Source organism: Burkholderia stabilis (genome assembly GCF_001742165.1).
Lineage (GTDB): Bacteria > Pseudomonadota > Gammaproteobacteria > Burkholderiales > Burkholderiaceae > Burkholderia > Burkholderia stabilis.
In genome coordinates this window covers 260,366-284,701 of record NZ_CP016444.1, presented here as the reverse complement: position 1 = coordinate 284,701, position 24,336 = coordinate 260,366, and the positions used below count along the sequence as shown (strand labels likewise).

Below are 24,336 nucleotides of genomic sequence, written 5' to 3'. Positions count from 1 at the left end.
AAGGAGAACCAACCCCCATGCAAGCATCCGCGACTTCGGCCGCGCCCGTGACGGTCTTCACGGCGCGCCGCATCCTGACGATGAACCCCGCGCAGCCGTCGGCCACGCATGTCGCCGTGCGCGACGGCCGGATTCTCGCGGTCGGCGATGCCGACGAAGCAACCGCGTGGCCCGCGCGCTTCGGCACGTGCGCGGCCGACGATTCGCTGCGTGACAAGGTGCTGATGCCGGGGCTCGTCGAAGGGCATTGCCATTTGATGGAAGGCGCGATGTGGGATGCCGTGTACGTCGGCTACTACGACCGACGCGGCCCCGACGGCACGCTGTGGCCGGGCCTGCGCTCGCTCGACGCGGTGCTCGAACGGCTCGCCGTTGCCGAGCGCGCGATGACCGACGACGGGCCGCTGCTCGCGTGGGGCTTCGATCCGATCTTTTTCGGCACGTCGCGGCTGACGGTGCGCGAGCTCGACCGCGTGTCGTCGCGCCGGCCGATCGCGATCCTGCATGCGAGCGTGCACCTGATGAACGTGAACGGCGCGATGCTCGCGCGTGCGGGCATCGACGAGGACACCGACATCGACGGCGTGTCGCGCGACGCCGACGGCCGCCCGACCGGCGAGCTGCAGGAGTTCGCGGCGATGCTGCCGGTGTATCAGACGATCGGCGGCAAGCTGGCGATTTCCGCGAGCGAGAAGCCGCACGCGATCTGGAATTTCGGGCGCGTCGCGCAGCTCGCGGGCGTGACGACGGCGACCGATCTCGTCAACGATTTGTCGTTGGACGGCAACCGCACGCTGCACGAGGTGACGGCCGACGCCGATTACCCGGTGCGGATCGTGCCGGCGTTCGCGCCGCAGCGCAATCCGGCGCGCTCGGCCGACAGCGTGCTCGCGGAGATCGAGCGCAATACCGACAAGCTGCATTTCGGGCCCGTGAAGTTCATCGTCGACGGCTCAATCCAGGGTTTCACCGCGCGCGTGCGCTGGCCCGGCTACGCGGGCGGGCAGCCGAACGGGCTGTGGCTGATTCCGCCCGCGCAGCTCGTCGACGTATTCGAGCCGTTCCATCGCGCAGGGCTGCAACTGCACGTGCATACCAACGGCGACGAAGCGACCGAGGTCGTGCTCGATGCGATGGCGACGCTGCTCGCACGTCATCCGCGCCCCGATCACCGTCACACGCTGCAGCATTGCCAGATGGCGGACGCCGCGCAGCTTCGGCGCATTCGCGCGCTCGGCCTGTGCGTGAATTTCTTCGCGAATCACCTGTATTACTGGGGCGACGCGCACTACACCCAGACCATCGGTGCCGATCGCGCGAACCGGATGGATGCGGCCGGTTCCGCGCGGCGGCTCGGCATTCCGTTCGCACTGCATTCGGACGCGCCGATCACGCCGCTCAATCCGTTGTTTACCGCGTGGTGCGCGATGCAGCGCGAGACGGCGTCGGGGCGCGTGCTCGGTGAAGGCGAGCGGCTCGCGCTCGACGATGCGCTGCATGCGATCACGCTCGGCGCGGCGTATACGTTGCGGATGGATCATCTCGTGGGCAGCATCGAAGTGGGCAAGTACGCGGATTTCGCAGTGCTCGACGAAGATCCGTCGGCGTGCGCGCCCGCGCGGCTGAAAGAACTCGCCGTGTGGGGCACCGTGCTCGGCGGGCGCGTGTTCCGGTCGCCGCGATGAACGCGTTCGACGCGACGATTGCGAACGGCGCGGCCACCGCGGCCACTACCGCGCCGATCGATCTCGCCGTGGTCGGCGGGTATCTCGGCGCGGGCAAGACGACGGTCGTCAACGCGATCCTGCAGGCGCCGCACGGCCGGCGCATTGCGGTGCTCGTCAACGATTTCGGCGCGGTGAACATCGACGCGCGTCTCGTGCGCGCGCGCGGCGACGACGTGATCGAGCTCGACAACGGCTGCATCTGCTGCACGATCGGCGGCGCGCTCGTCGATGCGCTCACGCGCATTGCGACACGCGACGTGCGGCCCGAACTGCTGCTCGTCGAAGCGAGCGGCGTGGCCGATCCCGCGAAGATCGCGCAGATCGGCTTGCTGAACGGCGCGTTCCGGTTGACGTCGGTGCTCGTCGTCGCCGATGCGCTCGCGTGGCGCGACACGCTGGCCGATCCGCTCGTCGGCGCGATGGCGCAGCGTCAGCTCGACGGCGCGGGCGCGATCGTCGTGACCAAGCTCGACCGGCTCGCACCCACGCAGCGCGACGCGGTGCTCGACGACGTGCGCGCGTGCGCGCCGACCGACATCGTCGTCGCGGCGCGGCATGGCGAAATTCCGCTCGCGCTGCTGTTCGACACGACCGTGCCCGATCGTCGCGCGATGCGTGAGATCGCGCGTTCGCACCGGCCGATTCGTCACGATGCGATGCCGGCGTTCGCGAGCGTCACCGTCGCCGTGCCGGACGTGCTCGACAAGGCGCGGTTGCGCGCGTGGCTGAAGGCGTTGCCGCGCGCGATCCTGCGCGCGAAAGGTGTCGTGCGCGTGGCCGACGCGGACGGCGTGGTCGGCACACGCGTGTGCCAGGTCGCCGCGCGGCGCATCCGTTTCTCGTCGATGGAAGACGAGGGTCTGGTCGCGCACGAAGGCGATGGCGTGATGGTGTTCATCGGGATCATCGACGCGGCCGCGGAAGCCTCGTTGCGCAGCGGCATCGCGCAATGCAGCGCGGCGGCCGCAACGGTTGCGGCGGCATCGAACGTCGATTGATCGGCGTCGCGCATTCGGGTTACGCTTCGGCGGGCGATGGCATGCGCCGCATGCCGGGCCGGGCGTTTTTACCTCGAATGTCGCGTGCGTGTAGCTTCTACAGGCCGCGACCCAGCGACGAGCCAAGCCGATGACAATCCGGAATCGATCGAATGCGCGCGCCGATGCGCGCCACCCGAACCTGCGGTCCATCGCGGCAGCCGCGCTGCTGGCGCTGTTGCCGATCGCCGCGCACGCGGCCGGCTTCGACTGTGCGAAGGCCGCGTCGCCCACTGAGAAGGCGATCTGCGCGGACACCGCATTGTCGAAGCTCGACGGCGACCTGTCGGCCGCGTGGAAGAAGGCGCTCGCGAAAGGCGGCGATACGGCTGCGCTGAAGGCCGCGCAGTTGAAGTGGCTCAAGCAGCGCGACCAGTGCGGCAGCGATGCATCGTGCCTTGGCGACCGCTACCGCGAACGGCTCGCGAGTCTGAACGGCACGCCGCTCGCCGCCGACCGCTGGCAGCAGACGTGGACCATGACGAGCGACAACCCGTCGTTCGGCGGCGAGCTGACGTTCACTGGCACGGCGCCTCGTCTGCATTTCGAGTTGAGCGCGAACAACGGCGCGAATACCGGCGGGCTCGACGGCGACATCGTGCTGCACGGCGACAGCGGCACCTATCGCAAGGACAAATGCCGGCTCGATTTCGAGCGGAAGGGCGGGCGCATCGGCATTACGCAACACGGCGCGGATTTCGACTGTGGCGCCGGCCTGGGTGTTTCCTATGGTGGCGAGTACGTGACCGCGGCGCAGTCCCGGGCTCAGCCGCCGGCCGATTTGCTGAGTCTCAAGGTCGTGGCCGACGCGGCGCAGAACGCGATCGCGCACAAGCTGCTCGGCGCCGATTACGCGGTGCTCGTGGATACGGTCAATTCCCGGTCAGACGAAGAGGATCTCGACGGATTGAAGGCGCACGTGGAGTCGTACTGGGTGCGCGGCATCGCGACGACGAACGCGGCGATCGTGATGAGCCACGGCACCGATCTGTGGATCGGGCTGCTCGTGTTCGACGCGCACGACAAGGTCCGGATGCGTTATTACACGAACGCGCCGGCGTGGAAAAAGACCGTGCCGAAGACGATTCGCGCATGGCACGACAATCTCGACAAGACGCTGCCGATCGACTTGATGCAGTGAGCGGGCGCGGTGGCCGGCGGCACGCGAGCCGCCCGTCATCGATCGATGACCTCCGTTTTGCCGCGCGCGGCCCGATCGCATCGGTGCTCGCAAAGCCGCCTGCTTCGGCAGCGCCTCGATGCTGACCGGTCGGGCGGGATTTCCATTGGCGCGACCGGCGTCGCACCACCGATACGAAGCCGACGTGCCGTCGGTCCTTTATCCACCACCCCATAACCGGTGCGCCCGCGATCCGCGAGCGCACCGCCGCGACGCGTCCGGTGACCGCGCCGCATCGCGCTTCCACAGCCGCCTCCAGCCAGCCCGACCCGCCTCCACGCCCCGCGACAAAAGCACACAAATCTGACCGGACCCTCCCATCGTTTCTTGTAACGATCCGTAATATTATGCCGCGGAGCGTTTTTTACCGATGAACCGTTGAATCCGCATTCCCCTCCCATGCAACACGTGACGACGACAAGCCAGCCGCCGATCCTGGCGGCGCCGGTTGATGCCATGCTGCACGCCGTGATCGACGAGGCAGTCCACCGGAGCGTGTCGGCGGCCACGACGCGCAGCGGCTACATGCGGTGCGCCGACTACGCGATCGTCGGCGCGCAGGTGCTGACGCTGCTGACCGGCAAGACTTACCGGCCGTTCGCGGGCGGCGAAGTGATGGATTTTGGCGACGGCAACCTGTACGCGTTGTGCACGACACGCGAGCGGCGGCGCAGTGCGCGGCACCTGTCGCAGCTCGCGCGGTATCACTGCTGGATCGAAGCGCGTCACGACGAGGTGGGCGGCCGCGTGCGCAAGGAGATCGTCGACTTCACGCTGCGCCACGACGAGACCGTCGCGAACAACCTGGGAATGCCGTTCGCGCGCGCGTATCAGGCGTATTTCTGGGGCTGGGAGGACGAACACGCGGTGCCGGCGGAATTGCACGATCACCCGGTGTTCGCGAAGCAGGGCCCCGTGTGGCGCTGGGCCGAGCGCGAATGCACGTCGCTGCTGCGCGCGTACGAGCGCGAGCGGCCAGGCTATTTCGGGCGTCAGGTCTCGCGTGCGATCGACTTGTTCGCCGACCGCGTCGAAGGTCTGGGCTGACGGCGCGGCGCGGGCTGCCTGCCGCGATGACACCAACAAAAGCAACGAGCCCGGCAAGCGCTTGCGCGCCGCCGGGCATGAACCGCACCCGCAATCAGGCGGTACGAGGTACGCGGCGCGCGGCGGCTCGTACCGGTCGATCCATCGACCGTGAACCGCCGGCGCGCGCATCGCGGCGCGAGGCCGCTTACTTGTTCGCCAGCGTACCGTTGCTGTTCGCGCCGCCAAACAGCCGGGTCAGGTATTGCGTGTTCGAATTCATCTTGGCCATCAGCGTGTTGAGCGCCGTGAACTGCGCCTGATACTGCTTGGTCAATTGCGCGGCATAGTCGGACAGATTCGACTGCTGCTGCGTGACGCGCTTCAGGTCGGCGTTCAACGCGTTCGTCCGCACATCGATCATCCCGTCCTTTTTCGTGAAGTGCGTGATCTGCTCGGTCAGGCGCGTGCCGAGCCCGCTCTTCGGGTCGAACAGACGCGCGACCGCCGACGGGTTCGCGGACAGCGTGCTGTCGAGTTTCGCGCTGTCGACCTTCAGCGTGCCGTCCTTCTCGAGCTTGATGCCGATCGACAGCAGGTTCACGTGCCCGCTGCCGTTCTCGGTGGTGGGGGCGCCGTCGACACCGCGCGCGACGATCGACGCGAGCGAGTTGCGGATCGTGTTCAGCGTCGAATCGCCGATCAGCGCGCCTTGCGCATTCGCGCCTTCCGTGTAGCTCGTGAGCGCGCCCATCGTCTTGACGACCGTGTTGTACAGGTTCACGAAATTCGTGATCGTCGCCGCCTGCGATTTCGTGTCGGCGCTGACCGTCAGCGTCTGCGTATCGGTCTCGCTGATCGCGGCCGCCGACAGGTTCAGCGTGATGCCGGTCAGCACGCCGGATACCGCGTTGTTCGCGCTGTTCGACGCGATCCCGTTGATCGTGAACTTCGCATCCTGCGCGACGGCGCTCTGCCGCCATGCGGCCGCGCCGTTCGCCGATTCGATCTTCGACGCGCCGCCGTCCTTGTCGGGCGTCGACGTGACGCCGAGGCTCGACAGCCCGTTGTCGCCGGACACGTTGCCGACCGCGACGCTGATCGCGTTCGCCGAGCCCGTCTTCGTCGACGCGAGCACGAGGTGCGCGCCGTCGCTGCCGTTGATGACCGTCGCGCTGATCCCCGGGTTGTTCGACGCAGAGTTGATTGCCGCCGCGATGCCGGACAGTGTGTTGTTCGTGCCGCCGACCTCGACCTTGAACGACTGGCTGCCGAGCGACAGCGTCAGCGTGCCGGTGCCGAGCGCCTTCTTGCCGTCGAAGCCCGCCGACGACAGCGCCTGCGCGGTCGCGATCTGCTTGACGCCGACCGTGTAGGTGCCGGCCACCGCGCCCACCCCCGCCGTCGCGGTCAGGCCCTTGCCGCTCGCGACCGCGTTGAACGTCGACTGCAGCCCGCCGTTCGACAGCGACGCGAGGCCCGCCTCGAGCGCGCCCAGCGCCGACGACAGTGCGCCGAATGCGGAAATCCGCGTGCTGCCGGTCGTTTGCGACGCGGCGAGCGCCGCGGCCCGGCCGGCCGTCTTCGCGTTCACCAGCGTCTTGACGAGGGTGCCGACGTCCATCGACGGATTGCCGGTCGAGCCGCTGATGATCGATTGCGCGGCCTGTTGCAACAGGCTGTTCGCGTTCGAGCCGCTGTTGACGGGCGTGTTCGTTGGCATGAATGAGCTCCGGTTGAAAAGCGATCCCTGGGCGAACGGCGGCCTCGTGGCGATTCGCTTGATGCCGTCTCCCGCGCGACGCGCTCCGGGGTCACGGAAAGTGTCGGGGAAACGTAAGAATGAATCAGTTCGCTATCGTATATTTAAATCAGTATTAATTGGTAATTTTTTGTAATTGTTCTTGGGGAAATTGTCACGGTGAGCGGGGTGGATGGCGGCGCGGCAGCGGTTCGCGGTTTTTTAGCCGTAAACGCATGATTTAAATTGCATTTATTCGAGGATTTCGAGTGGCATTGGAATGCTTGTCGGCGGCACGAATGTTTGGCGCGGGTTTTTCGTTCTTCTTGCTAAACACCAGGCGGAGAGGTTGCGTCAGGCAGGCGCTGTTGTTGATACGAGTCGGGCCGTACGCCTTGCGTGACGGGCACTCTCATGCCGTGTGCGACAACAGGCTGCGTGTCGAGGAAACGTTTTCGATTGGGAGTTTTCATTTCCGGGCCACACGCCTCTGTTCGAAACCGGTGCGTTCGCCGGCTGAAAAGACGGTCGAGTTGCCAGGCGGAAGCGAGCGCGAATGCGCCATGCGCCGGGCGTGTCGGTGAATAACCACCAAGGTGGATTTTCATGACCGGTGTGTGTCAATTGAAGTCTGCAATATCGATTGGATAAATGAGCCTGGAAGCAGCGGCGCAGTCTTGATGTTTTTGATGCACGGGAACGGGTTGATTTGTGCGGCCTCGTTCCCGCTGATTGTCCACTCATGCGAGACAGCGAATCATGTTTAGGCGGATTGATGATTTTGGGTGAGACAGTAGACTGCACCCGTGCTTCGCCAGAACCGATCCGGAGCGCGCCGGAAACGGTGCGCCTCCGGGCGGATGCTCCGGCGGCAGGCCGATCGGCCCGCTGTCCGGCCGCGCGAGGAATGGTTCGTTGCCGACCTGGTTCGCCGCTTCGGCGGGCATCGGCGCCGAACGCGTCAAACCGTCAATTCAAGGGTGATAGTCATGCGTTACGTTTCACTGGAGTCGAAGAAGGACACGCTGCTGCTGGCGGCTCGCGTGCTGATGATGGTCCTGTTCGTGCTGTTCGGCTGGCAGAAGCTGACCGGCTTCTCGGGCACGGTCGCCTACATGGCGTCGATGGGCAACCCGGTGCCCGAACTGGCCGCCGCGATCGCGGTGGCGGTCGAGCTGGCCGGCGGCCTGCTGATCGCGATCGGTTTCTATACGCGTCCGCTCGCACTGGTGTTCGCCGCCTATACGCTCGCGACGGCGCTGATCGGCCATCGCTACTGGGCGCTGCAGGGGATGGAGCAATACATGGCGATGATCAACTTCTACAAGAACGTGAGCATCATCGGCGGGTTGTTGTTGCTCGCGCTGACCGGGCCGGGGCGCTATTCGCTCGACCGGAAGTAAGGCCGCGCGACGTTTCGTTCCGGTATGACGGGCCCGGTGCGCGCAAGCGTACCGGGCCTCGTTGCCGGGGCGACGGGCGGGTCGCCGGCGGTTCCGGCGAGGGCGTGCGCCGGCTGACGCATGTGTGCAGGACGGTTCGACGCTCGCTTGCTGCCGGTCGGTTGCGCATCTTTTCCGCTATCCTCGGCACGACCACGGCGAGAACGCCGAACGCAACCTCGCGCCTGCCCGCGTAACCCGGATCGCCGCCCATGCCCAGCCCGACCTCGTCGCACGAACTCCCGACCATCCTTCTCATCGGCGCGTCCGGCCTGCTCGGCCGCGCGGTGGCCGCGTCCCTGGCGCGCGAACCGTCGCTGACGCTGCTCGCGACGATCCGGAATCCGCACAGTGCCGGCGCAAAGCTGCTCGCGCTGCCGCCTGAAAACATCGCGCAACTCGACGCGCTCGATCAGCCGTCCCTCGAGCACCTCTTCGACACCCGCAAGCCGGCCGCCGTCATCGTCTGCGCGGCCGAGCGCCGCCCGGACGTCTGCGAAAACCATCCGGCCGCCGCCCGCGCCATCAACGTCACCGCCCCGGCCCGCATCGGCGCGCTGGCCGCGCGATACGGCGCATGGACGCTGGGCATCTCCACCGACTACGTATTCGACGGCAAGGCCGCGCCGTACCGTGAAGACGCAACCCCGAATCCGCTGAACATCTACGGCCGCACGAAGCTCGAAGGCGAGGCCGCCCTGCTGGCCGCGTCGCCGCTTTCCTGCGTGCTGCGCCTGCCGTTGCTGTTCGGCCCGATCTTCGACTGGAGCGAATCGGCCGTCACGAGCCTCGTCCCGGCGATCGTCGCGTCCGCGCGCCCGGGTGCGGACGCGGTCGGCATGGACGCATGGGCGATCCGCTATCCGACCTGCACGACGGACGTGGCGGAAGTGATCCGCGACCTGACGCTGCGTCATCTGGCCGGCTCGTCCGTCACGGGCATCCGTCACTGGTCGAGCGAGGAGCCGATGACGAAGTACGAGATTGCCCGACGGATCGCGGCGGCATTCGGCATCGAAGCATCGCTCGTACCGGTCGAGCAGCCGACCGACGCGACGCCGCGCCCGTACGATTGCCACCTGGACGCGTCCGGCCTGCGCGCACTCGGCATCGATGCCGCGACGCCGTTCGATACGGCGCTGCGCATGGTGCTGCGCAACGCGCCGCCGATCCCGTAAAACCGCGCGCCTGCGCCGGCGCGAGCCGCGCCAATTGTGCGAACGCCGCCCCTATGCGATGCTTTTCCCGCCGTGCGCGAGCGGTGTGATGCCGGGTCGCGCGCGGCAGGATGATGCTCCCCTCGCCATGCCCCCGGGGCTTCGAACGAACAACAACCATGACCACTGCACCCTCCCGCCCGCCGGCGCGCACCCTGACGCGCGTGCGCGCCACGTTCCGCCAGTATTTCAGCCTGCGCGAGGGCCAGGCCGATCGGGACACGATCGACCAGGACCTTCGCGGCGGCGTCGGGCTGCGCGGCACGAACCTGTGGATCCTGATGTCCGCGATCTTCATCGCGTCGATCGGCCTCGACGTGAACTCCACCGCGGTCATCATCGGCGCGATGCTGATCTCGCCGCTGATGGGGCCGATCATGGGCCTCGGCTACGGCATCGGCATCTACGACTTCGCGCTGATCCGGCGTTCGCTGAAGACGCTCGCGATTGCGACGCTGATCAGCCTCGCGACGTCGGCGCTGTATTTCTCGCTGAGCCCGCTGACGGGCGCGCACTCCGAACTGCTGGCCCGCACGTCGCCGAGCATCTGGGACGTGCTGATCGCGCTGTTCGGCGGGCTCGTCGGGATGGTCGGCGCGACGCGCAGCGAAAAGACCAACGTGATCCCGGGCGTCGCGATCGCGACCGCGCTGATGCCGCCGCTGTGCACGGCCGGCTACGGTCTTGCGCACGGCAGTCTCGCGTATTTCGCGGGTGCGTTCTACCTGTTCTCGATCAACTGCGTGTTCATCGCGTTCGCGACCGTGGTGGTCACGTGGGTGATCCGCGCGAAGCCGGTCGCGCCGGTCGACGAAACGATGCAGCGGCGCGTGCGGCGCTTCGTGCTCGCGGCGGTCGTGCTGACCGCCGTGCCGAGCGTGATCCTTGCGGTCCGGCTCGTCACGCAGGAGGTGTTCAACGCGCGCGCCGACCAGTTCATCAAGGCCGAACTGTCGTTGCCGCTGTCGGTGGTGGCGAACCGGCACGTCGATCCGCGCACCCGCGTGATCGAGGCGACGCTCGTCGGCCAGCGGGTCGACCAGGCGATGCTCGACCGGCTGGCGGACAAGCTGCCGGCCTACGGCTTGCCGAACAGCCGGCTCGTCGTCCGGCAGGCCGGCGACGAACGGATCGATACGGGCGCGCTCGCGTCGTCGCTGAAGGCGAGCATCGCGCAGGACCTGATCGCCGCGAACAATGCCACGCGCAGCGAGATGGACGTGAAGGACCAGACGATCGCGCGTCTGCAGCACGAAATCGACGGCCGCGCGACGCAGCAGGCCGAACTGTCGCGCGTCGCGCGCGAGCTGCGCACGCAGTATCCGCAGATCCGCGAGATCCTGTACGGCGCAACCGACGCGTGGGATACCGGCGCGAGCACGCCGGACGCCGAGCCGTTCGTGACCTTCGTGGTGTCGACCGCGAAGCCGCTGCCGCGTGCGGAGCGGCAGCGGATCGAACGCTGGCTGAGCGTGCGGCTCGATTCGCCGCGCGTGCGGGTCGTGACGAACGGATGAGGCGGAGCGCATGCCGATGATCCGCCGTCGCCCGACGCCGTTCCAACCGGGAGCCTGGCCATGCAACTGAAATGGCTCGAAGACTTCGTCGAGCTCGCCCGCACGCGCAGCTTCACGCGCGCGGCGGAGAACCGGTTCGTCACGCATCCGGCGTTCGGCCGCCGCATCCGCTCGCTCGAGGAATGGGTCGGCACGCGGCTGATCGCGCGCACGAAGCCGCTCGAACTGACGGCGGCCGGCACCGTGTTCCTCGATGCCGCGTCGAACGCGCTCGACATCCTGCACAGCGCGCGCACCCAATTGCAGGAAGCCGCGCCGGTGCTCGACAACAACCTGCGGATCGCGACCGGACGCACGCTGTCGGCGACCTTCTTTCCCGACTGGTACGACGAGACGGTTGCGCGCGCAGGCTTTTTCACCGCGACCGTGTCGACCGGCAGCGCGGAGGAAGCGATCCTGCAGCTCACGGCCGGCGAAGCCGACATGCTGATCGTCTATTCGAGCCCGCACACGCGGCTGCTGATCGATCGCGACCGCTTCGACTGGCTGTCCGTCGCGCGCGAGGTGCTGGTGCCGGTGAGCGCACTCGATGCGCGCGGCAGTGCGCGCTACCGGCTGCCGGCCGGGCAGGCGCCGGTGCCGTGGCTCGCGTTCGCACGCACGCTGACGTTGCGCGCGGTGCTCGCGCGGCATCTCGCCGAAATGCCGAACCGGCCGACGCTGCGGCCCGTGTACCAGGCCGATTCCTACGAGGCGATCCTCGCGATGGCGCGCCGCGGGCTCGGCCTCGCGTGGCTGCCGCAGCGGCTCGTGGCCGACGACGTGCGGCGCGGCGAGCTCGCGATCGTCGGCGGCCCCGACTGGCAGATCGGCTTCGACATCGCGCTGTACCGGCGCCGCAACGATCCGCACCCGGTGCTGGACGCGATCTGGCGTACCGCGCCGTCGCGCGACGACGGCGGAGCGCCGGCTGCCTGAACCCGCTGCCTGAACCGACCGGTGCGCGCGCCGCGCCGATCAGCATGGTTGCGTGCCGAAACGGCACGAACGCCGTGACGGCGTTGCCTACACTCCGCGCTTGACTGGCCCGAACGGCCGCCGGCATACGCCGCGCGCCGTCTTTCACAATCCTGACGGCCAGCATCATCGGAGGAGCAAAGGCATGACCCGCAACCCGCACGCCGCGACGCCGGCCCCGCACAATCCGTGGCGCGAGATCTGCGCCGCGAGCATCGGCAACGCGCTGGAGTTCTACGACCTGCTGATCTATGGCTATTTCGCGATCGTCATCGGCCAGCTGTTTTTCCCGACGCACGACGCGGCGACTTCGCTGCTGCTGTCGGTCGGTACGTTCGGCATCTCGTTCGTCACGCGCCCGCTCGGCTCGATCGTGCTCGGCAGCTACGCGGATCGCGCGGGCCGCAAGGCATCGCTGACGATGTCGATCGCGCTGATGATGATCGGCACCGCGATGATCGCGTTCGCGCCGACCTATGCGCAGATCGGCATCGCGTCGCCGCTCCTGATCATCGTCGCGCGGATGCTGCAGGGCTTCTCGACGGGCGGCGAATTCGGCGCGGCGACCGCGTTCATGGTCGAGCAGGCCGACGCGAAGCGCCGCGGCTTCTTCGCGAGCTGGCAGATGTCGACGCAGGGACTCGCGACGGTGCTCGCGGCCGGCGTGTCCGCGCTGCTGAGCCTGCTGCTGACGGCGGATCAACTGCATGCGTGGGGCTGGCGCGTCGCGTTCTCGGTCGGGCTGCTGATCGGGCCGGTCGGGCTGTACATCCGCCGCAACATCGACGAGCCGGCCGATTTCCGCCAGCTGGGCGAGAAGGGGCGCGCGAAGTCGCCGCTGCGCGACGTGTTCGTCCGCGATCGCGCGAACATGCTGCTCGGTGCGGGCGTCGTCGCGACGGCCACCGCCTTCAACTACGTGCACAAGCTTTACATGCCGACGTATGCGGTCAAGCAGCTGCACATCCCGGCCACGTCGTCGTATCTCGGCGCGGTCGTCACGGGTGCGATGCTGATGGTCGCGGCGCCGGTCGTCGGGCATCTGTCGGATCGCTTCGGCCGCATCCGCGTGATGCTGATCGCGCTGATCCTGGTCGGCGTGACGACGTGGCCGCTGTTCGTCGCGCTGAACCGCTATCCGACCGTCGAGATGCTGCTGGCGGTGCAGGCGCTTGTCGGCCTGCTGATCGCGGTGAGCCTCGCGCCGCTGCCGGCGCTGCTCGCCGACATCTTCCCGACGAGCACGCGCGGCACGGGCCTCGCGCTGTCGTACAACTTCTCGGTGACGCTGTTCGGCGGTTTCGCGCCGCTGATCGTCACCTGGCTGATCGACGCGACGCACAACAAGCTCGCGCCGAGCTTCTACGTGATGGCGACGGCCGTCCTCGGCATCACGTCGGTGATTGCGCTCGGCCGCCGCATGCGCGGCGTGGCTGCCGGCGGCACCGCGCCGTCGGCGCGCGCGACCGAAGCGTGACGCATCGATCCCGAACCCGATTCCGGCGCAACCGGCACACGTCGGCCGCGCCTTTCCCGAACCCTGTTGAGTTCTTCCGACATGACCACGCTTGAAGCCATCCGCGCCGCGCTGCCGGCCTATCCGATCGAAGTGGCGTTTCCCGACATCGCGCGCTGGCGCGCGGGCAATACGGGCATCGACTATCTGCATACGTTCGACAGCGGCAAGCCGGGCAAGCACGTGATGATCCTCGCGCTGACGCACGGCAACGAAGTCAGCGGCGCGATCGCGGTGGATGCGCTGCTGGCTGCCGGCCTGCGTCCGGTCGCAGGCCGGCTGTCGCTCGGCTTCGGCAACGTCGGCGCGTACGAGCACTTCAGCGCGGAGCATGCCGATGCGACGCGCTACCTCGACGAAGACATGAATCGCGTCTGGACGCCCGCCGCGCTCGACGGCGCGCGCGACAGCCGCGAGCTTGTGCGTGCGCGCGCGATGCGGCCGCTGCTCGATACGGTCGACCTGCTGCTCGACATTCATTCGATGCACGAAGCATCCGCGCCGCTGATGATGACGGGGCCGCTCGACAAGGCGATCGCGCTGGCGGCCGCGATCGGCACGCCCGAGCATGTGATCGTCGATCGCGGCCATGCCAACGGCACGCGGCTGCGCGACTACGGCGGCTTCGGCGATCCGGCGAGCGCGAAGAATGCGCTGCTGATCGAGACGGGCCAGCACTTCGCCGCGAGCGCGCGCGACGTTGCGCTCGATAGCGCCGCGCGCTTCCTGCTGCATGCGGGCGTCGTCACGCGCGACGAGGTTGCGGTCTTTCTGACGCAAGCCGCGCCGGTCCAGCAGAAGTTCATCGAGATCACGGAGCCGGTCGTCGCGCGCTCGATGGATTTCCGGTTCTCGCAACCGTTCACGGGGCTCGAAGTGATCGAGAAGGCCGGCACCGAGATCGCGCGCGACGGCGTCGACGTGATCGTCACGCCGTACGACAACTGCGTGATCGTGCAGCCGTCGATGCGCCATCTCGGTGTGAACGTCACCATGATGCGGCTGGGGCGCTTGCTCGCGCGCTGACGTCGCATGCCGGGCGTGGTGCCGTTGTCCGGCGGCTCGGCGGCGGGGGCCGGGCAGCGGCGTCGCGGATTCATGCCGCGAAGGATTGTCTGCAACGCCCCCGGCCAGGTTGGCGATGACCACCGGGATGGATGCATTCATGTTTTCAGGGCGTACCTGCTCAACGGGAAGGGCATTTCGTCAAGCAGCCGGAATTTGGCCGGCGATCACTTCGTGATCCGCGCGAATGGTTCGTCCGGGACCGGGTAGACGGCGGGAAATCCGTGTCAAATGCGGATGCCTGTATCAACTGCGAGCCTGGTATGACGAAGCCTGTTTCTGGAGTCGCCGCTACTCCAGCATCGCCCGAAATTGCCGCTGAACAACCCATTGCCAGCGATACCGCCAACTCGCCACCGACCTCGAATCTGGGTTTGCTGGCTAATCTGCCAACCGAGATAGTCCGGAAAATCGGACAGGCCGCCGGTCCTCGCAGCGCTATCGCACTGGCGGGCGTAAGCCAGTATTTCCGGGCGGGGCTTTCGAACGAGCGCGAGGCTGCCACGATCAGCGAACGGGATGCGAAACGCGTGAAAACGGCTGAGGACTTCCAGGCGACGTTGCAGCGCATCCAGCAACTTCCAGCGTCGTTGCAAGGCGCGCCGTTGGCGGCGTTAGGCAAAAGAATCAGGTGCCTGCCGGAGGCAGACCGGACGGTGCAGTTCGACAAGGCCTTCGAGGCCACGGAAAAACTGCCTGCCGAACACCATGACGCGCCGCTGGGGGAAATCGTCCGCAACGTCGCGTACCTGCCGGAGGCAGACCGTACGGCCCGGTTCGACCGTATCTTCGCCGCCGCCGAAAACCTGCCCGCCGAACACCGCGGTGCGTCGATGGCGGGGCTCGATCGCAACATTTATTTCCTGCCGGATGCAGACCTGGAGGTGCGGTTCGGTCGTCTCCAGCAAGCGCTCGCCTCAGCCGGGGGCTCGTGAATCCGGACGGCGTCGGCGTCGCGCGCGCGACCCGACCGGCTTTGTCCATGCGCTCATCCCTGCGCGATACCGTCCGCGTGATGGCCGAAGCGATGCTGGCCGGTTCGCCCGAACGCGGCAGTATCGTGTCCTGGATGGCGGCCGTGCTCGGCGAAGCGCCGGCGTGGTCGTCAATCGTCATCCGAATCTGGCGCGCGATGAGTTTGATCTCCTGAAGGCCATCCCGACCCACTGCATCCGGCGCGGACCGACATCGCAGAATCGCGACGCGCATCCCGACTTCCGCGCGCATCTCGCCGGACGCGTCGCGCATGCCGCCGCGCTGAACGCGGCACGCGGCGCGAAGCTGCGCGCGCTGTTCGAGCGGATCGTGTGGGACGCCGCCGCCGACGACGACGGCCGGTAGGCCTGCCCGGGCGCGCGCCGGCGGCGGCCGGCAAACGACACGGCGTTCCGGCCGCGCCCCACGGCTTCTGCAACACGACGCCGCGCACTGCTATCATTCGCGCCATGCCGCGCCAATGCCAGGTGCGGCACACAACTTGCCGCCGCCGTTCGCCGCGCATTCGCCGCGGCGCGCCGCGTGTTGCCGGCCCGGCCCCTGTCTGTCGTTGACGCACGGCGTCGTTTAGTGCGCATTACGCAAACCATGCCGGCTCAGGCAAACGATTCGCCTATATGACAGCACCGATCGGCGGAACTTCGTGGTAGGTTCGCGCATCGGAGCTTTTTGCAAAAACATGCCCAAAGAGGATGAATACATGACCCAGGCCCTGCAGGAACTCGAAGCACAACTTCGGGACCTGAATATCAAGCTGTCGGACGCGAAGCAGAAGGAGAAGCAGGCCGCGCTTGCGGCATTCAAGGAACAGGTCGAGCTTTTGGGAATCTCGCAACAGGAAGTGCTGAGCGCGCTCGGGTATATCGTCCAGCGCAAACGCAAGGCGCCTGCCAAGTACTACGATCCGACGACCGGCCGCTCATGGTCGGGCCGCGGCCCGCGCCCGAAATGGCTCGAAGGCAAGGATCTCGACACGCTCGTGGTCGACCGTGAGGCCAAGGCCTGGTGGCCCGGAGACGATCAGGGCTGAAGCCGGCCGCGCCGCAAGGCCATCCGGCGCCGCCCGGTTCGCGCAAGCGGAGCCGCCGGCAACACCCCGCCCGCATCAATTCTTTCGTCCGGTGTCCGGCCTGAGCGCGACATCGTCGGCTTCGCCGCCCGCACCGGATCGCCGTTTTCCCGTTCATCGCCCGCAGATTCCCGCTTTCCGTCGCCGGAAGCGGGCGCTGAGGCGCGCCCGCGGCGGCGCGCGTCAGCGCCCGTCATGGGCGGGCACAGGCTTTAGAATGGCGCCGGACATTCGTGGCAGGACACCATGGCAGCAAACATGAAATCTTCGGCGCTCGGCGAACCGTCGGCGCCGCGCGCGGAGCAGGGCGGGGCGTACGCGTGGAAAGCGCTGGCCGGATCGGCGATCGGCTATGCGATGGACGGCTTCGACCTGCTGATCCTCGGCTTCATGCTGCCGGCGATCACGGCGGCGCTGCACCTGACGCCCGGGCAGGGCGGCGCGCTCGTCACGTGGACGCTGATCGGCGCGGTCGCGGGCGGCATCCTGTTCGGCGCGCTGAGCGATCGCTACGGGCGCGTGCGCGTGCTGACCTGGACGATCCTGCTGTTCGCGATCTTCACCGGCCTGTGCGCGTTCGCGCGCGGCTTCGAGGATCTGCTCGTCTACCGCACCATCGCGGGCATCGGCCTGGGCGGCGAGTTCGGGATCGGCATGGCGCTCGCGGCGGAAGCATGGCCGGCGAGCAAGCGCGCGCGTGTGTCGTGCTACGTCGCGCTCGGCTGGCAGGCCGGTGTGTTGCTGGCCGCGCTGCTGACGCCGTTCCTGCTGCTCCACATCGGCTGGCGTGGCATGTTCCTCGTCGGCGTGCTGCCCGCGCTGCTCGCATGGGTCATGCGCAACAAGCTGCACGAGCCGGAAGCGTTCGTGCAGCGCGCGGCGCAGCCGAAGTCCAACGCGTTCCGCATGCTCGTCGCCGACGGCCGCACCGCGCGCATGAGCGCCGGTATTGTGATCCTCTGCTCGGTCCAGAACTTCGGCTATTACGGGATCATGATCTGGCTGCCGACCTTCCTGTCGAAACAGATGGGCTTCTCGTTGACGAAGTCGGGGCTGTGGACGGCGGCGACCGTCGTCGGGATGATGATCGGCGTCTGGGTGTTCGGGCAACTGGCCGACCGCATCGGCCGCAAGCCGACGTTCCTGCTGTACCAGCTCGGCTCGGTCGCGACGGTCATCGCGTATGCGCGGCTGTCCGACCCGACTGCGATGCTGTGGGCCGGCGCGCTGATGGGCATGTTCGTCAACGGCATGGTCGGCGGCTACGGGACGCTGATGTCGGAAGGGTATCCGACGGCCGCGCGCGCGACCGCGCAGAACGTGCTGTGGAACATCGGCCGCGCGGTTGGCGGCTTCGGCCCGGTCGCGGTCGGCGCGCTCGCCGCGCACTACTCGTTCCAGACGGCGATCGCGCTGCTCGCCGGCCTCTACGTGCTCGACATGATCGCGACGCTGTTCCTGATTCCCGAGCTCAAGGGCGTCGAGCTCGAATGAGCGCGGCGCAACGCACCGCAACGATTTCACCGGAAGACACGATGCAACGGAAGAACAGGACGATCGGCGTGATGGGCTCGGGCAAGGAGCCGTGGCTCGCGTTTTCCGAGCCGCTCGGCGCGTGGCTCGCGCAGGCCGGCTTCAACCTGCTGACGGGCGGCGGGCAGGGCGTGATGCTGGCCGTCGCGCGCGCCTTTGCCGGCGTGCCCGGGCGGGCCGGTCGATCGATCGGCATCCTGCCGACGCAGGCCGATCCGCTCGCGGGCTACGTGCCGCTCGACGGCTATCCGCATCCGTTCGTCGACATTCCGATCCTCACGCCGCTGCCGCGCCGCGAACCGGACGCCGATCCGCAGACGATCAACCGCAACTACGTGAACGTGTTGAGCAGCGACCTGATCGTCGCGCTGCCGGGCGGGCATGGCACGGCCGAGGAGATTGCGCTCGCGCAGCGCTGGCGCAAGCCGCTCGTCTGCTTCGGGCCGGACGGCGCGTTTCGGGCGCTGGCGGCAGGGGCCGTGTGCACGTCGTCGCTCGACGACGTGATCCGCTTCGTGGAAGGCGCGTTTGCGCTGGAGCAGGCGCAGGCGTTGCGATAGTTCGCGCGATCGGCTTCGGCCGTGTTCGTCGCGAGACAGGCCTGGCGTCGTGGGCCTTTGGCGCGCCGTGTTGGCGGTTCCGATGCGAACGTGCCTGCGGCGCAAGCTGCTGCAGGCACGTTCAGGCATCAGGCAGCGCGGCTCAGCGCCCGGTTTTCAACTGCGCCCACAGCCGGTTCTGCAGCCGGCGAATCTCGGGCGGCATCGGCTTGAGCAGCGTCATCCTGCTCAACACCTCGTCGGCGGGATACACCGACGGGTCACGCGCGATCGCGGGCTTCACGTACTGGCGTGCGGCCTTGTTCGCGGTCGGATAGAACACCGCGTTGGTGATGCCCGCGTTGACCTTCGGGTCCTGCAGGTAGTTGATCCACTTCAGCGCGGCGTCGCGGTTCGGCGCATCCTTCGGGATCACCATCATGTCGAACCACAGCAGGCCGCCTTCCTTCGGGTTCGCGAAGCGGATCTCGTACGGGCGTTTCGCTTCGGCCGCGCGGCGGTGCGCGATGCCGACGTCGCCGGAGTAGCCGAACGACACGCACAGGTCGTTGTTCGCGAGATCGTTGATGTAGCCCGACGAGTTGAACTGCGTGATGTACGGGCGCACCTTCTTGAGGACGTCGTACGCGGCGCGGTAGTCGGCCGGGTTCGTACTGTTCGGGTCCTTGCCCATGTACTGCAATGTCGCGGCGAACACGTCGACGGCCTGGTCGAGGAACGACACGCCGCAGCTCTTCAGCTTCGCCATGTTGGCCGGATCGAACACCAGCGCCCAGCTGTCGACGGGCGCCTTGTCGCCGAGCGCCTTCTTCACGGCCTGCACGTTGTAGCCGATGCCGTCGGTGCCGTATGCCCACGGCACGCCGTACTGGTTGCCCGGATCGGCGTCGGCGACCATCTTCATCAGCAGCGGGTCGAGGTTCGACAGGTTCGGCAGCTTCGATTTGTCCAGCGGCTGGTAGACGCTCGCCTGGATCTGCTTGGCCATGTAGTTCGACGTCGGCACGACGATGTCGTAGCCGGAATTGCCGGACAGCAGTTTCGCCTGCAGCGTGTCGTCGCTGTCGTAGTTGTCGTAGCGGACGTGAAGGCCCGTCTGCTTCTGGAAGTTCGGGATCGTGTCCGGCGCGATGTAGTCGGACCAGTTGTAGATGTTCAGCTCGCCGGCTGCGTAGGCGTGCGTGCCGGTGACGGCGGCAGCCGACAGGATGGCGGTGGTTGAAACGGCGCGGCGAAGCGTTCGGAGTCGCATGACGGAGTTTTCCCTATCGGTGCGCGTCGAGCCGCGATTTGCGGGTCGCTGCGCGATGGTTCATCGGATGGCGCGGGCGTGCGCGACCGCCGCCTGCACGAGCGCGGGCGGGGCACGACGATCAGGAATCCGTTCGATCTCGAGCGGATCGCGCAGAAGCGGCGCGCGAGCCGATCCCTTCACCGCTCAGGCGACACGGCGAACAGGTCGAACGAAAAAAATGGAAATGAGGCGGAACGCTACGGCAGCAGCGACGCCACGTCGTCGATATGGATCGCGACGTACGCGCGTGCGGCGACGGCGTTGTGACGGCGAACGGAACGGCGGGACAGGATGGTGTAGATCGACAGGTGCAGGCGAGGACTTTGCCAGCCGTCACTGTCGTCGGGGGACGCGATCGCGGCGCGCATGTTTCGCGCATCGCCTCGTCTCCACCGCACCAGCGGGCCACGGATTCTCACGATTACTCTCGACCGGGTTGTTGAAAGTATTGAACACCTGACGATTCGCCGGCTGCTGCTGTTTCGAGCGCCGATTGTCGCAATTGCCGCGCGACGGCGTCGGCTTCACGACGCGGATTGAAAGCTCGGCATGCGACGAAATCGCCGAAATAAGGCGTTCATATGAATCATCAGGTAAATCGCTGTAAGGATGTCTCCGGATTTTCCCTAGTGATTCGAACGAAGACGGGCGGGTTCACGCGGGTTTTTCGCCGGCCATCACGCGCCGAAAGTGATGAGAATATTCGACGGCTTGCCGGTTGAACCGCATCCCGAACGATCTCCGGAAAGGCAGTCGAAAGACCCCGGTGACAAGTTTTGTAAAGTCGGACAGAATGCCCCGGCACTGTCGTGCGTTGGTGAAAGTCGTTCCGAAAAAGACAACCAGTCGATCATTCCGACTCTGGGGGCCCACGATATGTCGCATCCCGTATTTCTGGAGAGTCCGCCCTGGCCGCGCATGCCGGAGGGCCGCAAAGGTGAATTGCAGGCTTACTTCGCGGCGGGCGGCCCGTCGCTCGAATCGAATGCGTTCATCCCGCTGTTCTGGCGCGTGCTGTTCGGGCCCGACGATGTCCGCCTTGCATATCGCATCGACGATTTCGATCCGGATGACGAAGCCGCCGAACTCGAAGAGTATCTGGAGAGCGCGACGCAGGAAGAGCGCGATGCACGCTATCCGTATCTGGTCACGACGAAGGCAGATGCGCTCGCGCGTGCGGCAAGCCGGCGGGACAAACTCGTCGCGTTGCTCGGCGATCGCTATCGTGTGATCTACGACGCGTTCGTCGACTACGTCGGCACCGCGTTCGGGGAATTCGTGCTGGTTCGCACGAGCGGATTGCCGATCACGCACGACGACATGGATGCGTTCGCAACCGAACTCGCGCAGGTCGCGTCGCTGGAGCAGCAGGGCGATCCCGATACGGGCCTTGCGCGCGAAATCCAGGAACTGCGTCGTGTACCGGATGCCGAGGCCGTGTGGCAGGTGACCGGGTCCGGCGATGCATATGCCGATGCGTGCCCGTGGCCGAGCCGTGCGCTGGTCGATGCGTTTCCCGCCTGCGCGCCGCGTGCGCGACACGCCGCGCCGATTGCTCGCGAGACGGCGGACAAGCCGCGCTATCGGGAGAGCAACCGGCTGGACAAGGCGCTCGAATGGGTCGCGGTGGGCGTGTTCGCCGCGTCGTTCGTCGGAACGTGGGTCAGGACGAAGTCGATCTGGCTCTCGATCCTCGCGACCGTCGTCGTGACCGGGGCATTCGTGTGGGCGATCGTGCGCAGGCAGCGCATCGGATAAGGCCGCGATTCCCGCGCGCAGGCGTCGTGCCGCGTGCGTCAATCGGCGCCGATCTTGTCTTCGGCATACACGAGCTGCTGCAAGCGCGCGGCGGCTTCGTCGCGCATTTCGATCGCGATCTGCGGCGGCACGCCGGAAGTCGCGGCAGCCGGATAGAGCGCGCCGATCAGCGGCGGTTGCGCGGCGACAAACGCCTGCCATTTCAGCGACGACGTCCGCATGGCTTCGCGCGACGCGCGCGGCAAACGACGCTCGATCGCCTTCGTCACGTCGTCGATATCCTGCCGGTACAGCGGCGTGGCCTGTGCTGCACAGCGGCCGATTGCGTCGAGGCCGGCGAGCGCCGCGCAATGCGCGCGTTCGAAGCGAGCGCCGCGTTGCGGGACGGTGGCGACACGTTCGGGCTTGTCGTCGGCCGGCCGCGGCAGGCGCGCGGTCAGGCTGAAGCCGTGGGCGGCGCGATCCGATTCGAATCGCAGCAGCGTGAGCGCGCGTTGCCGCGTCAGCTCCATCACGTCGTTCGCATTCATCGGCGCGTAGACCGTGCCGCGCGCCGTCGCATAGACCGCGCCGATCAGCTTCAGATCGGCGTCGCGGCGCGCGAGCCATGCGCGCTGCGCGCGCAGCAGCGCCGGCCGGTCCGCAGCCGGCAATGACGCCTGCAGTGCGCGATAGGTCGTGTTGAGTTGTGCGTCCCATGCACGGCCGGCGTCGGTGATGCATTCGTCCTGGCCGCCCGTCGATGCATGCTCGGGGTCGTTCAGGCAAAGCGTCATCTTGCTGTCGATGCCGGTCGCGGCATCGGGCGGCGCGGCAACGGCGGCCGGTGCGGTGACGGCCGCGCAGAGCGCGATGGCCGCGAGACGTTCGAGCATGCTGTGCGTCCTTGGTGGGGCGAGGCGGGAACGGCTCGTCGAGACTATAGCGGCATTCGCAACGGAAGCTTGCGTCGAATTCAACGGCCCGGCCCCGGCCGGCTGAAGCGCTGCTCGACCACCTCGGTTCCCCAATGCGTGCCCGCGGACTCGCTGGTCAGCGCAAAGCCGAACGACTCGTACAGATGGCGCGCCGAATCGAGGCCCTTGAACGTCCACAGGTAGGTTTCGCGAAACCGCTGCGCGTCGACGAACTGCATCGCTTGCGTCATGAGCCGGCGCCCGACGCCCGACCCGCGCAACGCATCGTTCACGATGAACCATCGCAGATGTGCGATGCCGGTGGCCGGATCGCCGTCGATCGCGAGCGACGCGAGCGTGCGTCCGTCTTCCTGGCAGAGCCACAGCGCCTTGCCGTCGGCCGGCAGCGCGCCCGCGAACTCGGCAAGCTCGGTCGCCACCCGCTGTTCGAAAAAGGCACCGAATCCCCAGTGTTCCGAATAAAAGCGCGCATGCAGGCTCGCGATGTCGCCGATACAGCCCGGCTGGTAGCCTTCGCGAATCGGCGGTGCTTCGCGTGTCGTGGCGGGCGCCTTCGCGGCGTTGTCTTGCGCCAGCGCATCGGCATACAGCGCGAGCGAGCGCAGCAGTGCCTGCTGGTCGGCGGGAATCATGCGGCGCAGCGCATTCGACACCTGGTCCGTCGCGAACGTGTCGATTCTTTTCTGGAGCTTTTTCCCTTCGACGCTCAGGTACAGCTCGGTCGCGCGCGCATCGTCGCTCGACACGCGCCGCTCGACGACACCGGCGGCTTCGAGCCGCGCGAGTTGCCGGCTCGTGTTCGATTTGTCGAGCCGCAGGATGTTGCCGAGATCCTTTGCATTGATGCCGGGCGCCATCCCGATCTCGAGGATCGCGTGCACGGCCGAGGGCGCCCAGTCGCTGTCGGCCAGCGTCGCGCGCATGAAGCCGAGCTCGCGAACCAGTTTGCGGGAGAAATCGCGAAGCTCGAGGATGGTCGCTTCGCGAGGCTTGGCGGGAGCGTCGATGAGATCCATGGTCTGTCTGCCGGGAATGGTTGCGTATCGCAATCAACGATAGTTGCGAGTCGCAACTTTATCAAGATAATTTTTCGGCGAACCGGTCGTCGCGGCGCCGCTTCCCTGAGCGAGATCGGGCCGGATCAGCGATGCCGGATAGGAGGCGTGACTGGTACTGAAGCGGATGGCCGGGCGGCGCGAACGGCGCATACTCGGCCTATCCGACGGACCGGCGAGCAGGGGTGTCGCCCGGTCATCGATCCGGCCGCGCGCTCGCGGCCCATTCACCGACGTGATGCCGCGGTGTCGATCCGCGCCACGGACAAGGGAGATCACCATGAGCAAGCTGTGGCCGACGACGATTGCGATGCTTGCCGGATGCGCGCTCGGTGCGGGGCCGCTGTACGCTGCCGGCAACATGGACGCGCCGCCGTGCAGCGCGGCGAACCTGGCGGATCAGGGCGGGAACGGCACGACGTCGGGCACATCGGTTCGCAGCTTTTCGACCGGCGGTTGCTCGGGCGCGGTGCTGCAGGGCGAGCGGGCCACCGCGACGGTCAATGGCGACCGGGTCGAACTGCGCAACGGCGTCGTCTATGTGAACGGCCGGTCGTACGGCGCCGTGACGCCCGCGCAGACGGTCGAATACGAGGTGGCGCGCGACCGGCGCACGCTGAAGGTGGACGGCAAGATCCGCGCGCCGCTGCGCTGAGTGACGATGCGCGC

The 24,336-nt window shown here is 67.3% G+C and carries 22 protein-coding genes and 1 pseudogene; 18 read left to right on the top strand and 5 right to left on the bottom strand.

Translation table 11 applies throughout. From position 1 onward, the window contains the following. The first annotated feature begins 17 nt into the window (after positions 1-17). The 4 genes from BBJ41_RS33880 (at position 18) to BBJ41_RS33865 (ending at position 4,991) form a co-directional block, all read left to right on the top strand. Positions 18-1,685, top strand: a complete 1,668-nt coding sequence (locus BBJ41_RS33880; RefSeq protein ID WP_069750703.1) for an amidohydrolase — start codon at positions 18-20, stop codon at positions 1,683-1,685. Next, positions 1,682-2,725, top strand: coding sequence for a CobW family GTP-binding protein (locus tag BBJ41_RS33875; RefSeq protein WP_069750702.1), 1,044 nt, complete (start codon positions 1,682-1,684; stop codon positions 2,723-2,725). Before BBJ41_RS33880 ends, BBJ41_RS33875 begins: the two co-directional genes overlap by 4 nt. A gap of 130 nt (positions 2,726-2,855) precedes the next feature. Next, a complete protein-coding gene (locus BBJ41_RS33870) occupies positions 2,856-3,905 on the top strand; it encodes a lysozyme inhibitor LprI family protein (RefSeq protein WP_069750701.1) in 1,050 nt (349 codons plus the stop codon). Between the two features lie 438 nt (positions 3,906-4,343). Next, complete coding sequence (locus tag BBJ41_RS33865; protein ID WP_069750700.1) at positions 4,344-4,991, top strand: hypothetical protein; 648 nt, start codon at positions 4,344-4,346, stop codon at positions 4,989-4,991. 187 nt (positions 4,992-5,178) lie between these two features. On the opposite strand, the gene fliD is transcribed toward BBJ41_RS33865, so the two are convergent. Beyond that, positions 5,179-6,693, bottom strand: coding sequence for a flagellar filament capping protein FliD (gene fliD, locus BBJ41_RS33860; protein WP_069750699.1), 1,515 nt, complete (start codon positions 6,691-6,693; stop codon positions 5,179-5,181). Positions 6,694-7,700: 1,007 nt separating this feature from the next. Between fliD and BBJ41_RS33855 the strand changes: the two genes are divergently transcribed. From BBJ41_RS33855 to BBJ41_RS33805, 12 genes and pseudogenes are all read left to right on the top strand, one after another. Continuing rightward, positions 7,701-8,114, top strand: a complete 414-nt coding sequence (locus BBJ41_RS33855) for a DoxX family protein (RefSeq protein ID WP_069750698.1) — start codon at positions 7,701-7,703, stop codon at positions 8,112-8,114. 251 nt (positions 8,115-8,365) lie between these two features. Next, positions 8,366-9,331, top strand: a complete 966-nt coding sequence (locus BBJ41_RS33850) for a dTDP-4-dehydrorhamnose reductase family protein (protein WP_069750697.1) — start codon at positions 8,366-8,368, stop codon at positions 9,329-9,331. A gap of 158 nt (positions 9,332-9,489) precedes the next feature. Then, complete coding sequence (locus tag BBJ41_RS33845; protein ID WP_069750696.1) at positions 9,490-10,887, top strand: DUF389 domain-containing protein; 1,398 nt, start codon at positions 9,490-9,492, stop codon at positions 10,885-10,887. A gap of 60 nt (positions 10,888-10,947) precedes the next feature. Next, positions 10,948-11,865 carry a LysR family transcriptional regulator gene (locus BBJ41_RS33840; protein ID WP_069750695.1) on the top strand — a complete coding sequence of 306 codons (918 nt, stop codon included), beginning with the start codon at positions 10,948-10,950 and terminating at the stop codon, positions 11,863-11,865. Between the two features lie 184 nt (positions 11,866-12,049). After that, entirely contained in the window at positions 12,050-13,381 is a 1,332-nt protein-coding gene (locus BBJ41_RS33835) for an MFS transporter (RefSeq protein WP_069750694.1), read from the top strand. 81 nt (positions 13,382-13,462) lie between these two features. After that, entirely contained in the window at positions 13,463-14,446 is a 984-nt protein-coding gene (locus BBJ41_RS33830; RefSeq protein WP_069750693.1) for a M14 family metallopeptidase, read from the top strand. Between the two features lie 302 nt (positions 14,447-14,748). Next, the gene (locus BBJ41_RS33825; protein WP_083282096.1) at positions 14,749-15,420 is read left to right on the top strand and encodes a hypothetical protein; all 672 of its coding nucleotides are present in this window, start codon (positions 14,749-14,751) and stop codon (positions 15,418-15,420) included. Then, on the top strand, positions 15,417-15,635 hold the full coding sequence (locus BBJ41_RS42035; protein WP_167362238.1) for a hypothetical protein: 219 nt from the start codon (positions 15,417-15,419) through the stop codon (positions 15,633-15,635). The genes BBJ41_RS33825 and BBJ41_RS42035 overlap by 4 nt, the downstream gene beginning before the upstream one ends. Continuing rightward, positions 15,575-15,826 (top strand): annotated as a pseudogene (locus BBJ41_RS33820) (reverse transcriptase family protein); the annotation flags it as partial. The gene BBJ41_RS42035 and the pseudogene BBJ41_RS33820, both read left to right, overlap by 61 nt. 355 nt (positions 15,827-16,181) lie before the next feature. Beyond that, the gene (locus BBJ41_RS33815; protein WP_069750690.1) at positions 16,182-16,511 is read left to right on the top strand and encodes an H-NS histone family protein; all 330 of its coding nucleotides are present in this window, start codon (positions 16,182-16,184) and stop codon (positions 16,509-16,511) included. Positions 16,512-16,796: 285 nt separating this feature from the next. Beyond that, positions 16,797-18,044, top strand: a complete 1,248-nt coding sequence (locus BBJ41_RS33810; protein WP_069750689.1) for an MFS transporter — start codon at positions 16,797-16,799, stop codon at positions 18,042-18,044. Continuing rightward, complete coding sequence (locus BBJ41_RS33805) at positions 18,041-18,643, top strand: SLOG cluster 4 domain-containing protein (protein ID WP_069750688.1); 603 nt, start codon at positions 18,041-18,043, stop codon at positions 18,641-18,643. Before BBJ41_RS33810 ends, BBJ41_RS33805 begins: the two co-directional genes overlap by 4 nt. Before the next feature lie 142 nt (positions 18,644-18,785). Here BBJ41_RS33805 and BBJ41_RS33800 read toward each other — a convergent pair whose 3' ends face one another. Then, positions 18,786-19,895, bottom strand: a complete 1,110-nt coding sequence (locus BBJ41_RS33800) for a polyamine ABC transporter substrate-binding protein (RefSeq protein ID WP_069750687.1) — start codon at positions 19,893-19,895, stop codon at positions 18,786-18,788. A gap of 239 nt (positions 19,896-20,134) precedes the next feature. Continuing rightward, positions 20,135-20,305 (bottom strand): hypothetical protein, encoded by a 171-nt coding sequence (locus BBJ41_RS41335; protein WP_163013064.1) that lies wholly within the window; start codon positions 20,303-20,305, stop codon positions 20,135-20,137. A gap of 574 nt (positions 20,306-20,879) precedes the next feature. Here BBJ41_RS41335 and BBJ41_RS33790 point away from each other — a divergent pair. Further along, a complete protein-coding gene (locus BBJ41_RS33790) occupies positions 20,880-21,695 on the top strand; it encodes a hypothetical protein (RefSeq protein ID WP_156814964.1) in 816 nt (271 codons plus the stop codon). Between the two features lie 38 nt (positions 21,696-21,733). Here BBJ41_RS33790 and BBJ41_RS33785 read toward each other — a convergent pair whose 3' ends face one another. Both BBJ41_RS33785 and BBJ41_RS33780 read right to left on the bottom strand, forming a co-directional pair. After that, positions 21,734-22,654, bottom strand: coding sequence for a lysozyme inhibitor LprI family protein (locus BBJ41_RS33785; protein ID WP_156814963.1), 921 nt, complete (start codon positions 22,652-22,654; stop codon positions 21,734-21,736). Continuing rightward, positions 22,651-23,628 carry a bifunctional helix-turn-helix transcriptional regulator/GNAT family N-acetyltransferase gene (locus BBJ41_RS33780; RefSeq protein WP_069750683.1) on the bottom strand — a complete coding sequence of 326 codons (978 nt, stop codon included), beginning with the start codon at positions 23,626-23,628 and terminating at the stop codon, positions 22,651-22,653. The genes BBJ41_RS33785 and BBJ41_RS33780 overlap by 4 nt, the downstream gene beginning before the upstream one ends. 319 nt (positions 23,629-23,947) lie before the next feature. On the opposite strand from BBJ41_RS33780, the gene BBJ41_RS33775 reads away from it, so the two are divergent. Continuing rightward, positions 23,948-24,322, top strand: a complete 375-nt coding sequence (locus BBJ41_RS33775) for a sugar ABC transporter ATPase (RefSeq protein WP_069750682.1) — start codon at positions 23,948-23,950, stop codon at positions 24,320-24,322. Positions 24,323-24,336 lie beyond the last annotated feature (14 nt).